We start from the raw sequence: 12,918 nt of genomic DNA on the forward strand, positions 1-12,918 counted from the left end.
CTGCATGCCCGAGATGCCGGAGGTGCAGGGGCTCGTCGATTTCCTCGGCGAGCGCGCCGTGGGGCGCACCGTCACGCGCGTCAGCGTGGCCGCCATCGCGGCGCTGAAGACCTTCGACCCGCCCGTGCACGCGCTGCAGGATGCGACGATCACGGCGACCGCGCGGCATGGGAAGTTCATCGATCTGAGCCTGGGCGATGAACTTCACGTGATCTTCCACTTGGCCAAGGCAGGGTGGTTGCGCTGGTACGACGCCCTGTCGACCACGCTGATCAAGCCGGGCCGCAGCCCGATCGCACTGCGCGTGGCGCTGGACGATGGCAGCGGGTTCGATCTGACCGAGGCGGGCACGAAGAAGTCGCTCGCGGTGTACGTGGTGCGTGATCCGCAGGACGTGCCGGGCATCGCACGGTTGGGGCCCGATCCGCTGGACGCGTCGTTCACGCGGGAGGCGTTCGCGGCGCTGCTGGCGGGCAGGCGGATGCAGATCAAGGGCCTGCTGCGCGACCAGAACCTGATCGCGGGCATCGGCAACGCCTACAGCGACGAGATCCTGCACGCCGCGAAGATGTCCCCCTACGCGCCCGCCGCCGGTCTCGACGACGCGCAGATCGACCGCCTCTACACCGCCATGCAGGACACGCTGCGCGAGGCGATCGCCGAGTCGGCCGGCAAGCCCCCGGCAGATCTGAAGGACGCCAAGCGCCGCGGGATGCAGGTGCACGCCCGACGCGGCGAGGCCTGCCCGGTCTGCGGCGACACCGTGCGATCCGTGTTCTTCGCGGACCGGAGCCTGGAGTACTGCCCCACCTGTCAGACCGGGGGCAAGATCCTCGCGGATCGGCGGCTCTCGCGGCTGCTGAAGTAGGTCGCCGTGGCGTTCAGAACTCGCACTGGCAGGACCGTCGCGGTCGGACACGGCACCATGATCCTCAGCCAGGTCGTCTGGTGGATCACCCTGATGGCTGTTCTCCTCGTTGCACTGTTCCAGCTCTTCGGAGCCACGATCCTTTGGGTGCCCGAATACATCCCCTGGCCACTGGGCGGGTCGGCGGCAGAAGTTGCAACAACGGTCAACAGGACCGCAGCCAGTTTTGTGCAAGTCGTGCTGACGCTAGGCCTCATCGAAGGGGCATGCGGGTTCACAGCCTTCATCAGCGCCACCAACCCCCATGGGCCTCACAAGACAGTCCGGATGCGAGACTATGCCTCTGCGACGTTCCAGTCCCTGACCGGCCGCTGGTTCCTGTTCGGCGCAATGCTCGCAGTGCTTCTCAGCATCGAACTGCAGAGATCCGCCGAGACACGGCGAGCAATCGTCTCCCTCGTGCTCCTCGGGCTGCTCATCACGGTGTGGATCTTGGTACTCAACGGCATCCGGCGCATCACCGCCACCAACCGCAGCGCGCCGTACTTCTCAGGAATGACTGACGACCAGAAGGCCCTGGCGGAGAACCCCTGGCCGACACGAAGCAAGCCGACTTTCCCCGTCCCTGGGCAGACCGGATCGATGGACGATGCGCTGCGGTACGCCCGACGAGCCCACAGCATCGCGCGACTTCATGAGTGGATCGGTGGCGGCATCATCGCCTTGGCCACCGCCGTTCTCGGTGCCGCAGTCGCCCAATTCTTCCTGCCGGTCGGCGATGTATCTCCCTGGATCATCAGCATCGTCGCACTGGTGGCTCTGGGACTCGGCTATGCCATCCACCGACGCGGCGGCCAGTACAACCGACTCCGCGAGCAGTTCGCACACACGGCCGAAGCGCTGAATCAGGCCACGGCCAACTCCGGTCCTGTAGACCGCGGGCTGCGCGGATGGATCCGCCGCCTATTGGGGTGACTCCGCCGAACATTACGGGGAATGAATCGACTGCTCCGGCGTTGAGTACACTCGGAAGCATCAACGTGCTCCGGGGTCGGTGTGAATCCGAACCGGCGGTGACAGTCCGCGAACGCCTGGCGACAGGCGCCGATCCGGTGGAAATCCGGAACCGACGGTGATGCGAGCAGCAGCTCGCTAGTCCGGAAGAGAGGCAGCACGGGCGACGCCATCGCGCGCGCTGTCGGCCCCGGTTACCCAGAGAAGGACGACCGATGGCAGTGAACGACGCGGAACGCGACGCGATGTCGCGGGCGCTCGCACTCGCCGCGCACGGCCCCCGCGGGCTGAACCCGCAGGTGGGCGCCGTCATCCTCTCCCCCACCGGCGAGACGCTCTCCGAGGGGTGGCACCACGGCGCCGGAACCCCGCACGCCGAGGTCGACGCCCTCTCGAAGCTCGCACCGGGCGAAGCCGCCGGCGCGACCGCAGTCGTCACGCTGGAGCCCTGCAACCACACCGGACGCACGGGGCCCTGCTCGCAGGCGCTCATCGATGCCGGCGTGGCCCGGGTGATCTATGCGCTCGATGATCCGGGCGTGGCGTCCAGCGGAGGCAGCGACCGGATGCGCGCCGCGGGCCTCGACGTCGTCGCCGGCCTCGAATCGGATGCCGCCCACACCCTGATCGCCGACTGGCTGTCCGTGCAGCGGCTGGGCCGCCCGCACGTGACCGTGAAGTGGGCGCAGAGCCTGGACGGGCGCGCCGCGGCATCCGACGGCACCAGCCAGTGGATCACCGGCCCCGTCGCACGGGCCGATGTGCACGCACGCCGAGCGCAGGCCGACGCGATCGTCGTCGGCACCGGAACGGTGCTCGCCGACGACCCCGCCCTCACCGCCCGCGACGGCGACGCGCTGCTGGCCCACCAGCCCATCCCCGTCGTCATCGGCTCGCGTGCGACCCCAGCGGACGCGGCGGTGCACCGGCATCCGCTGGCCCCGATCTTCTACGACACCCACGACCTCAACGCCGTGCTCGCCGACCTCCGCGAGCGCGGGGTGCAGCGGGTCTTCGTCGAAGGCGGCCCCACGCTGGCCAGCGCGTTCCTCGCCGCCGGCCTCGCCGACGCCGTGCTCGCCTACATCGCCCCCGTGCTGCTCGGCGGCGGGCGCCTCGCCCTCGCCGACATCGGCGTGGGCACCATCGCCGACGCGCGCCGGCTGACCGTCGACGAGTGGATTCCACTCGGCGAGGATCTGCTGGCCGTCGCCCGCGTCACCTCCGAATCGGAAGGAAGCTGATGTTCACCGGAATCATCGAGGAGATCGGCGAGATCGCCGCGATCGCGCCGTCCGGAGACGGCTGGCGTCTCACGGTGCGCGCACCGAAGGCCGCATCGGATGCCGTGCACGGCGAATCCATCGCCGTCAGTGGTGTCTGCCTGACCGTGGTCGGCTCGACGACCGACACGTTCGACGCGGATGTCATGAAGCAGACCCTCGACGTCTCGGCGCTCGGGGCCGTGCAGGTCGGCACCCGCGTGAACATCGAGAAGGCCATGCCCGTCGGGGCGCGACTGGGCGGACACATCGTGCAGGGCCATGTCGACGGCACCGGCTCCGTGCTCGAAGTCCGCCCGGGCGACCAGTGGAGCGTGCTGCGCTTCAGCCTTCCCGCCGATCTCGCCGCCCTCGTCGTCGACAAGGGCTCCATCAGCGTCGCCGGCACCTCGCTCACGGTCAGCGCCGTGAGCGACCCTTCAGAGACCAAGGCATGGTTCGAGGTCTCGCTGATCCCCGAGACCCTCGAGGCCACCATCCTCGGCGCGCTCGCCCCCGGCGACGTCGTCAACCTCGAGACCGACATCCTCGCTCGTCACGTGGAGCGCCTGCTGGCGTTCCGCCCCGTTTCGGAAGGAGGCTCACGATGAGCCTTTCCCCCATCAACGACGCCCTCGAGGCGCTGCGCGCCGGCAAGCCCGTCATCGTCGCCGACGACGAGAACCGCGAGAACGAGGGCGACATCATCATCTCGGCCGAGCTCGCGACCCCCGAGGTCATGGCCTGGATGGTGCGCTGGACCTCGGGCCTCATCTGTGCACCGATGCCCGCCGACCTCGCCGACAGCCTCAATCTCCCGCCCATGGTGGAGAGCAATGAGGATGCCCGATCCACGGCGTACACGGTGAGCGTCGATGCTGCGGTCGGAGTGACCACCGGCATCAGCGCCCATGACCGCGCCCTGACGCTGAACGTGCTGGCGAACCCGCAGTCCACCGCCACGAGCATCATCCGCCCCGGACACATCCTGCCGCTGCGCGCCGTCGATGGGGGCGTGCGGCAGCGCGGCGGCCACACCGAGGCCGCCGTCGAACTGATGACCCTCGCCGGCCTTCAGCCCGTGGGCGCCATTGCGGAGGTCGTCGCGGATGACGGCAGCATGATGCGCCTACCAGGGCTGCTCGAGCTCGGCGAGCGCGAGAACGTGCCGGTGATCACCATCGAGCAGCTCATCAGGCACCTGAACGAGACCGACCCGCGCGACGAGGCCGACTGCACCGTGCAGAAGACCCAGCGCCGGGTGAGCCTGCGCGCCGACGCCAACGTGCCCACCTCGCACGGCAACTTCCGCTTCCTCGCCTACAAGGACCGCGTCACCGGCACCGACCACATCGCGGTCGTCTCCGGCACGCCGGGTGAGACCGCACTGGTGCGCGTGCACTCCGAGTGCCTGACCGGCGAGGCCTTCGGCTCGGAGAAGTGCGAGTGCGGCCCGCAGCTGCAGGCCGCACTGGAGCTGATCGACGCCGAGGGCGGGGTGGTCGTCTACATGCGCGGCCACGAGGGTCGCGGCATCGGCCTGATCAACAAACTGCGTGCATACAGCCTTCAGGAAGAGGGCCTGGACACCGTCGACGCCAACCTCGCACTCGGCCTGCCCGCCGACGCACGCGACTACGCGGCGGCGGCCGGAATCCTCTCCGACCTCGGGATCTCGAAGGTGCGCCTGCTGACCAACAACACCGACAAGGTGGACAAGCTGCGCGAGCTCGGCCTCGACGTCGTCGAGCAGGTGCCCCTGATCGTCGGCGTCGGCCCCAACAACCACCAGTACCTCGAGACCAAGCGCGATCGCATGGGCCACATCATCGGCGAAGCCGAGCTGGCCCAGGCGCTCGCAGATGGAAAGGACGACGCATGAGCGGCGCCGGAGCCCCCACCACCCCCTCTCCCGTCGATGGAAGCGGCCTGCGGGTCGTCGTCATCGCCGGGACCTGGCACGAGACGATCTCGAACGGCCTGATCGCCGGCGCCCAGCGCACGCTCGACGCCGCGGGCGCAGAGCACTCGCTGGTGCGGGTGCCCGGTTCCTTCGAGCTGGCCGTGACCGCGCAGGCGGCCTTCGCCGGCGGTGCGGACGCCGTCGTGGCGCTCGGCGTGATCATCCGCGGCGGAACTCCGCACTTCGAGTACGTCTCGGCGGCGTCGACCGACGGCCTGACGCGGGTCTCGCTGGATGCCGGCAAGCCGGTCGGCTTCGGGCTGCTCACCCTCGACGACGAGCAGCAGGGCCTGGACCGCGCGGGTCTTCCGGACTCGAAGGAGGACAAGGGCGCCGAGGCCGCCGATGCCGCGCTGCGCACCGCGCGTCTCCTCGCCGACCTGCGCGGCTGAGCGACCAGTACCGCGGGCTCCCGTAGCAGATACCGCCCAGCACCGGGATTGGCTAGCCTGAGGGCATGGAGACCCTGCGCCACATCGTTCTTTTCATCCACCTCATCGGCTTCGCCGTGCTGTTCGGCTCCTGGGCCGTGCAGGCGTTCGGCGGCAAGCACGAGATCACCCGGCTGATGCAGATCGGCATCTCGATCGCGGCGGTCGCCGGACTGATCCTCGCCGCGCCGTGGGGACTGCCCGAGGGCGCGGAGATGAACTACGCCAAGATCGGCACGAAGCTCGTCGTCCTCATCGTCATCGGCGCGTTCCTCGGCATCGGCCAGGGCCGCCAGAAGAAGTCCGGCGCCGTCCCGCCGGTGCTGTTCTGGGGCGTCGGCGTGCTGACGCTCGTCAACGCCGGCATCGCCGTCCTGTGGCGCTGACCCGCCATCAGCCTGACGATAGGATCGATCCATCGCCCTGCCTTATCCGCAGCGAGGCTGTTGCGCAGTGCACGCGACGCGGGATCATCGATCCGACGTAGCAGGGGCGACCTGATTCATCGTTGAAACGGAGATCCCCATGCGCAAAGCACTTCGCACCGCCGTCATCCTGTCCGCATCCGCGCTCCTGCTCGCGGGCTGCAGCAGCAGCACCGGAGGAGGCACCGGCGGCGACGCCGGCGGCAGCCTGAAGGGCTCGGGCTCGGGAGACGCCTGCACGATCGAGGGCACCGTTCCCCTGGGTGCGGCCCTCAGCCTGACGGGCGCCGCGGCCAGCTACGGCGAATCGCAGCAGAACGGCCTGAAGCTCGCCCTCAAGGACCTCAACGCCAAGGACGGCGTGAAGTACGACCTCAAGATCGAGGACGACGGCACCGACCCGAAGCAGGCCATCGGCGTCTTCGAGAAGTTCGTCGCCGACGGCACCAGCGCCGTCATCGGACCCACCCTGTCGAACACGGCCTTCCAGGCGCAGCCGATCGCCCAGGACGGCGGGATGCCGGTGCTGGCCATCTCGAATACCGCGGCCGGCATCACCGAGCAGGGCGACTTCATCTTCCGCGACTCCCTCACCGAGGGCCAGGTCATCCCGCAGACGATCGAGGCCGCCACCGAGAAGTTCGACCTGAAGAAGGTCGTCGTCATGTACAGCAATGACGACGCCTTCACGGAGTCGGGCTACAAGGTGATGGCCGAGTCCCTCAAGGACCAGGGCGTCGACGTGGTCGACACCCTGAAGTTCTCGGTCAAGGACACCGACTTCCGGAGCCTCCTGACGGCCGCGAAGGAGAGCAAGCCCGACGCCATCGTCGTCTCGGCCCTCATCGAGGCCGCCATCCCGCTGGTCACTCAGGCCCGTGAACTCGGCATCGATGCTCCGATCATCGGCGGCAACGGCTTCAACAACCCGCAGCTGATGAAGGACGCCGGCGCCGCCGCCGAGGGCGTCATCGTGGGCGCCGCCTGGAACTCCGCGTCGGACAGCCCCGAGAACACGGCCTTCATGAAGGAGTACGAGGACGAGTACGGCGCGGGCCCCGACCAGTTCGCCGCACAGGCGTACACCGGCCTGCTGGCGCTCGACCACGCGGTCCGCGTGAACTGCTCCGGTGAGCGCGCCGACGTGCAGGACGGCCTGACGCAGGTCAAGGACCTGAAGACGCCGCTCGGCTCGCTGACCATCAACAAGGACCGCGACGCTGAGCACTCCGCCGTCGTGCAGATCGTCGAGGACGGCAAGTTCGCGGTTCTGAACTGACGCGTTCAGAACCGACGCCCTCCTGATCCGACGACTCCGACCACCCGCCGGGAGCCCCCATGCTGCAGCAGCTACTGAACGGCCTGTTCCTCGGTTCGATCTACGCGCTGTTCGCCATCGGGTTCACCCTGGTGTTCGGCATCCTCGATCGGCTGAATCTGGCCCACCCCTCCGTGTTCGCCGCCTCGGCGTTCGTGGGCATCTGGATGACAGAGGCCTTCGATCTGCCGCTGTGGCTCGTGCTCATCGCGGTGTTCGCGTTCGGGGCGATCATGGGTCTGCTCATCGAGCGCATCGCGTTCCGGCCGCTCCGCGAGCGGCCGGACGCGCACTTCGCCGGGCTGATCTCATCGATAGCCATGGCGGGGATGATCGTCGCGCTGCTGCAGGCGGTTTTCGGCCCGAACACCCGGCGCTTCCCCGTGGGGACCATCCCCGAGGATGCGCTGGAGTTCGGTGACCTGACCGCGAGCTGGCTGCAGATCATCATCCTGGCCGTGTCGCTGGGTCTGATGATCGCGCTCAGCATCCTGGTGCAGCGCTCCTCGCTGGGTCGGTCCATGCGGGCGGTCGCCGAGAACCCGACCGCCGCGCGCGTGCTCGGCGTGAACGTCGAGGGCGTCACCGCGACGACGTTCGCCATCTCCACCGCTCTCGGCGCGGTCGCCGGCGTGCTGTTCGCGCTGAACGTGAACAGCGCGCAGCTGGGCATGGGCAGTGCGATCGAACTGAAGGGCCTCGCGGTGATCATCGTCGGCGGCATGGGCTCGCTGTCGGGCTCCCTCGTCGGTGGGCTCATCCTCGGTATCGCCGAGGTGTTCGCCATCCAGTACATCGGCTCCAGCTGGCGCGACCTGATCGCGTTCGCGCTGCTGTTCGTCATCCTGCTGGTGCGGCCCGAGGGCCTGTTCGGCAAGCGCAAGGTGCGTGAGGTCTGATGCTCTTCACCGAATCGACTCTCGTCTTCATCGCCCTCAACGGCGTCTTCGCGTTCTCGTTCTACGCGGTGCTCGTCGCCGGCCAGCTCAGCCTGGCGCAGGCCGGATTCGCGGGCATCGCCGGCTTCACCGCCGCCACGCTGACCCCGCCGCCCGCCCAGTGGGGGCCGATCCCGACGCTGCTGTTCGCGATGATCGTCGGCATGCTCGTCGGCGCCGTGACGGCGGTGATCCTGGGGCTCCCGACCATGAGGCTGCGCGGCGTGTATCTCGCGATCGCGACGCTCGGCTTCGCCGAGGCGATCCGCATCTTCCTGCTGAACTCGGAATGGACCGGCGGCGCACAGGGCATGTCGGTGCCGAAGACGCTCACCCCGATCGTCGCCTGGATCGTGCTGGCACTGGTGACGTACTGGTTCGCCCGGCAGAGCCGCTCCCGCTACGGGCGCGCGCTGGAGGCCATCCGCGAGGATGAGCTCGCCGCCCGCTCCATCGGCATCAACGTCGGCGGACACCGCCTGTCGGCCTTCGTCGCCGCGGGTGTGCTGGCCGGCCTGTACGGCGTGATGTGGGCGTACTACGTGCGCCTCGTGGCGCCGGAGGACTTCGGCTTCACCACGGCCATCGACGGTCTCGTCACCGCCGTGGTCGGCGGCACGGCCAACTTCTTCGGCCCGATCCTCGGCAGCGGCTTCCAGACGATGCTCCCCGAGATCCAGCGCACGATCGGCATCGAGGCGGGCTGGATCCGCCCGTTCATCTCCGGCCTGCTGCTGCTCCTGGTAATTCTGTACCTGCCCGGCGGCATCGCGAGCCTCATCCCCCGCCGTCGCCAGAAGGTCGACGTCTCCTCGCTGCAGACGGATGCCGCGGGCCTCAGCCTGCGCGCCCACCCCGCCGCCGGTGAGGTCGTGGCCGAGCTGAAGGATCTCGCCAAGGAGTACGGCGGCGTGCACGCCGTCCGCGGCGTGAACCTGACCGTGCGCAGCGGCGAAGTGGTCGGCCTGATCGGCCCGAACGGCGCCGGCAAGACGACCCTCGTGAACATGATCAGCGGGCTCATCCCGCCGTCCTCCGGCAGCGCCACGGTGCTGGGCGTGCCGATCGGGCGCACCCCGGTGCACAAGATCGCGGCGGCCGGCGTCACCCGCACGTTCCAGCACTCCAAGCTGTTCAATCGCCTCACGGCGCTGGAGAACGTGCTGATCGGCGCGCACGTGGTCGCCAAGCCCACGTTCCTGCGCCGACTGATCTGGCTGCCCTCTGCGCGCCGCGACGAGCAGACCGCCCTCGCGCACGCCGCGCGCTGCCTGGATCGGGTGGGCCTGCTCGACAAGGCGAACACGCTCGCGAAGGGACTCTCCTACGGCGACCAGCGCCGCCTGGAGATCGCCCGCGCACTGGCTGCCGACCCGTCGCTGCTGATCCTCGACGAGCCCGCCGCCGGCATGAACCACGTCGAGGCCGACGGGCTGAGCGACCTGATCCGCTCGCTGGCCGCGGACGGCCTGACGATCATCTTCATCGAGCACAACGTGGGCATGGTGCTGGACACCTGCGACCACATCATCGTGCTGAACTTCGGCGAAGTGCTCGCCGACGGCACTCCCGCCGACATCGCCGCCGACGAGCGTGTGATCGAGGCGTACCTGGGTGCGGCGGATGACGGCGAGACGGATGCCGCGGCAGCCGTCGCCCCGCCATCAACAACCCCGACGAAGACGACGGCTGCGGAGGAGAACGATGGCTGAGCCGCTGCTGAGCGTTCAGGACCTGTCGGTCTCGTACGGACGCGTGGAGGCCGTGCGCGGCGTCTCCTTCGATGTCGCCGCCGGCACCCTGGTGACCCTGGTCGGGGCCAACGGCGCCGGCAAGTCCTCGATCATCAACGCGATCTCCGGGATCGTGCGCCCGTCCGGCGGGAAGATCCTGTTCGACGGCGCGGACATCACGAAGACCAAGTCGCACCGGCTCGTGCCGAAGGGCCTGGTGCAGGTGCCGGAGGGTCGGCAGATCCTCGCGACCATGACGATCGCGGAGAACCTGCAGATGGGCGCCCGCACGCACGGCGCAGGCTCCGGACCGGCGATCGATGAGATGTACCAGCGGTTCCCCGTGCTCGGCGAGCGGCGCAAGCTGGCGGCGGGTTCCCTCTCGGGCGGCGAGCAGCAGATGCTCGCGATCGCGCGTGCCATGCTCGCGCGGCCGAAGCTCATCCTGATGGACGAGCCGTCGATGGGCCTGGCGCCGAAGATCGTCAACGAGGTGTTCGCGGTGATCGACGAGGTGCTCGCCGACGGCACGACGGTGCTGCTGGTGGAGCAGAACGCACGCCGAGCGCTGCAGGCCGCCACCGAGGGCCACATCCTGCAGAACGGCGAGATCGTGCGCTCCGGATCCTCCGAGGCGCTGCTCGCCGACGACGACATCATCCAGGCGTACCTGGGCACCGGTCGGTCGAAGGAATGACCCTGCCGCCGCGGCGGATCCCCCGTCGCATCCCCACCTGGGGTGCGGTGGCGCCGCTGCTGGGCTTCCGTCATCCGGTGTGGAACCGTGTCGATCGGCGCCTCGCGCAGGCGCTGTCCGTGAAGGACCTCGCCCGCATCGCGCGCCGCACCACACCCCGGTCGGTGTTCGACTACGTCCACGGCGCCGCCGAGGAGGAGCTCAGCATCGCCCGCGCCCGCCGGGCGTTCGCGCAGGTGGAGTTCGAGCCGCGGGTGCTGCACGACGTCGCCGAGGTGGACACCTCCACGACGATCCTCGGGCAGCCGGCATCATTCCCGCTGATCATGGCGCCCACCGGCTTCACCCGGATGATGCAGCACGAGGGCGAGGTGGCCGTGGCGCGCGCCGCCGCGCGGGCCGGGGTGCCGTACACGCTGTCGACGATGGGCACGACCTCGCCCGCCGAGCTGAAGGCCGCCGTTCCGGGTGGGACGAACTGGTTCCAGCTGTACCTGTGGAAGGACCGCGACGGCACCCGCCGCCTCATCGAGGATGTGCGCCGCGCGGGCTACGACACGCTGGTGCTCACGGTCGACACCCCTGTCGCCGGAAACCGGCTGCGCGACGCCCGCAACGGTCTGACCATCCCGCCGACGTTGAATCTGAAGACCATGTGGGACATGGCCTGGCATCCGGCGTGGTGGTTCAACGTGCTCACCACCGATCCGATCGAGTTCGCCAGCCTGCGCTCCTTCGACGGCACGGTCGCCGAGCTGGTGGCGAAGATGTTCGACCCGTCGCTGAGGATCGAGGACCTCGCGTGGCTGCGCGAGGAATGGTCGGGCAAGCTCGTGGTGAAGGGCATCCAGTCCGTGGCCGATGCGCAGCGGGTGGTGGATGCCGGTGCCGACGCGCTCGTGGTGTCCAACCACGGCGGCCGCCAGCTCGACCGCGCCCCCACTCCCCTGCGCCTGCTGCCCGAGGTGGCATCCGCCGTCGGCGACCGCGCCGAGATCTTCCTCGACACCGGCATCCTCTCCGGCGCCGACGTGCTCGCGGCCGTCGGACTCGGCGCGGACGCCTGCATGGTCGGTCGCGCCTACCTGTACGGCCTGATGGCCGGCGGCGAGCGCGGCGTCGACCGGATGCTGCAGATCATGCGCGCCGAGGCCGTGCGCACCATGCAGCTGACCGGCGTCTCGACGGTGCAGGAGCTGCGCGGCCGAGTCCGCCTGGGCTGAACGCGCTCAAGTCGGTGCTGCAGAAGGAAGATCCTCGCGGCTGCGCCGTGCCCTTTACCCGGCGGGACCGGCCCCGTCAAGCGGTTGTCCTCGTTCACCATCCCCCGCTAGACCGGAAGAGCACCCTCCGTTGAGGACAGTCTTCGACGGACTGAAAAGGGGAGGTAACACCATGGACTGGCCCGGACTGGGCGTCATGCTCGCAGGAATCGGCAATTTCATCCTGCAGCTGATCGTCTTCCTCATCATCCTGCTGATCGGCTGGCTGATCGCCAAGAGCATCGCGAAGGGACTCGAGTTCCTCTTCAAGCGTCTCGGATTCCAGAAGATGCTCGACAAGGCCGGCATATCCCGCCTGCTCGCACCGACCGGAATCGACCCGTTGACGCTCGTCGTCAAGCTGGTGTACTACTTCATCCTGCTCATCGCGCTGCTGCTGGCGCTGGGCGCGTTCGGTCCCAGCAACCCGGTCTCCGGCATCGTCGAGGACATCATCGGCTGGCTGCCGCGCTTGTTCGTCGCCATCGTGATCATCATCGTGGTCGCCGCGATCGCGAACTTCGTCGGCGACATCATGCGTCCCGCCCTCGCGAAGTTCCGCTTCGGCGCCGTCCTGACTCGCGTCGTGACCATCGCGATCATCGCGATGGGCGTGATCGCCGCGCTCAACCAGATCGGTGTCGCCGTCACCGTCACGATGCCGATCCTCATCGCCGTCCTCGCAGCGCTGGTCGGCATCGCCGTGGTCGGCATCGGCGGCGGTCTCATCACTCCGATGCGCTCGCGGTGGGAGCACTGGCTCGGGTCGATGGAGAGCGAGCTCGCCTCGCCGTCAGCGCTGGCCGCGCCGTCGTCCGCGACATCATCCGCGGCATCTGCTCCGTCGACCGCAGCCGACGGCCCGCACACGCCACCGGCACCTCCTGCGCCGCCGCAGGTCTGATCCGGGCCGCCGATAGGTCCCCGTAGGCGCGGCGCCCACGGGGACCTATCTGCGGACGAGCTCCTCGTGAGTCAGGATTCGAATACCCGCACAACCTGTAACG

General features: G+C 68.9%; 13 protein-coding genes. All 13 read left to right on the forward strand.

Translation table 11 applies throughout. The features are described 5' to 3' along the window. The first annotated feature begins 4 nt into the window (after positions 1-4). The 13 genes from QF046_RS05995 to QF046_RS06055 all read left to right on the forward strand — a co-directional run bounded on the left by QF046_RS05995 (position 5) and on the right by QF046_RS06055 (position 12,815). Entirely contained in the window at positions 5-868 is an 864-nt protein-coding gene (locus QF046_RS05995; protein ID WP_307367237.1) for an Fpg/Nei family DNA glycosylase, read from the forward strand. Between the two features lie 57 nt (positions 869-925). Beyond that, positions 926-1,843, forward strand: a complete 918-nt coding sequence (locus QF046_RS06000; protein ID WP_307367239.1) for a hypothetical protein — start codon at positions 926-928, stop codon at positions 1,841-1,843. Positions 1,844-2,097: 254 nt separating this feature from the next. Then, positions 2,098-3,126 (forward strand): bifunctional diaminohydroxyphosphoribosylaminopyrimidine deaminase/5-amino-6-(5-phosphoribosylamino)uracil reductase RibD, encoded by a 1,029-nt coding sequence (gene ribD / locus QF046_RS06005; RefSeq protein WP_307367241.1) that lies wholly within the window; start codon positions 2,098-2,100, stop codon positions 3,124-3,126. Continuing rightward, positions 3,126-3,755, forward strand: a complete 630-nt coding sequence (locus QF046_RS06010; RefSeq protein ID WP_307367243.1) for a riboflavin synthase — start codon at positions 3,126-3,128, stop codon at positions 3,753-3,755. Before ribD ends, QF046_RS06010 begins: the two co-directional genes overlap by 1 nt. Then, positions 3,752-5,026: a GTP cyclohydrolase II gene (gene ribA / locus QF046_RS06015; RefSeq protein ID WP_307367244.1), complete on the forward strand. Its 1,275-nt coding sequence runs from the start codon at positions 3,752-3,754 to the stop codon at positions 5,024-5,026. The genes QF046_RS06010 and ribA overlap by 4 nt, the downstream gene beginning before the upstream one ends. Beyond that, the gene (ribH, locus tag QF046_RS06020) at positions 5,023-5,499 is read left to right on the forward strand and encodes a 6,7-dimethyl-8-ribityllumazine synthase (protein WP_307367246.1); all 477 of its coding nucleotides are present in this window, start codon (positions 5,023-5,025) and stop codon (positions 5,497-5,499) included. The genes ribA and ribH overlap by 4 nt, the downstream gene beginning before the upstream one ends. Before the next feature lie 65 nt (positions 5,500-5,564). Further along, on the forward strand, positions 5,565-5,924 hold the full coding sequence (locus QF046_RS06025; protein WP_307367248.1) for a Fe-S protein: 360 nt from the start codon (positions 5,565-5,567) through the stop codon (positions 5,922-5,924). 139 nt (positions 5,925-6,063) lie between these two features. After that, on the forward strand, positions 6,064-7,242 hold the full coding sequence (locus QF046_RS06030; protein ID WP_307367249.1) for an ABC transporter substrate-binding protein: 1,179 nt from the start codon (positions 6,064-6,066) through the stop codon (positions 7,240-7,242). Positions 7,243-7,301: 59 nt separating this feature from the next. Continuing rightward, the gene (locus QF046_RS06035) at positions 7,302-8,180 is read left to right on the forward strand and encodes a branched-chain amino acid ABC transporter permease (RefSeq protein ID WP_307367250.1); all 879 of its coding nucleotides are present in this window, start codon (positions 7,302-7,304) and stop codon (positions 8,178-8,180) included. Beyond that, positions 8,180-9,931 (forward strand): ATP-binding cassette domain-containing protein, encoded by a 1,752-nt coding sequence (locus QF046_RS06040; RefSeq protein ID WP_307367251.1) that lies wholly within the window; start codon positions 8,180-8,182, stop codon positions 9,929-9,931. Before QF046_RS06035 ends, QF046_RS06040 begins: the two co-directional genes overlap by 1 nt. Next, positions 9,924-10,649, forward strand: coding sequence for an ABC transporter ATP-binding protein (locus QF046_RS06045; protein WP_307367252.1), 726 nt, complete (start codon positions 9,924-9,926; stop codon positions 10,647-10,649). The genes QF046_RS06040 and QF046_RS06045 overlap by 8 nt, the downstream gene beginning before the upstream one ends. Next, positions 10,646-11,872: an alpha-hydroxy acid oxidase gene (locus QF046_RS06050; RefSeq protein ID WP_307367253.1), complete on the forward strand. Its 1,227-nt coding sequence runs from the start codon at positions 10,646-10,648 to the stop codon at positions 11,870-11,872. Before QF046_RS06045 ends, QF046_RS06050 begins: the two co-directional genes overlap by 4 nt. Positions 11,873-12,044: 172 nt before the next feature. After that, entirely contained in the window at positions 12,045-12,815 is a 771-nt protein-coding gene (locus QF046_RS06055; RefSeq protein WP_307367254.1) for a hypothetical protein, read from the forward strand. Positions 12,816-12,918 lie beyond the last annotated feature (103 nt).

Origin of the sequence: Microbacterium sp. W4I4 (assembly GCF_030816235.1) — a bacterium.
GTDB lineage: Bacteria > Actinomycetota > Actinomycetes > Actinomycetales > Microbacteriaceae > Microbacterium.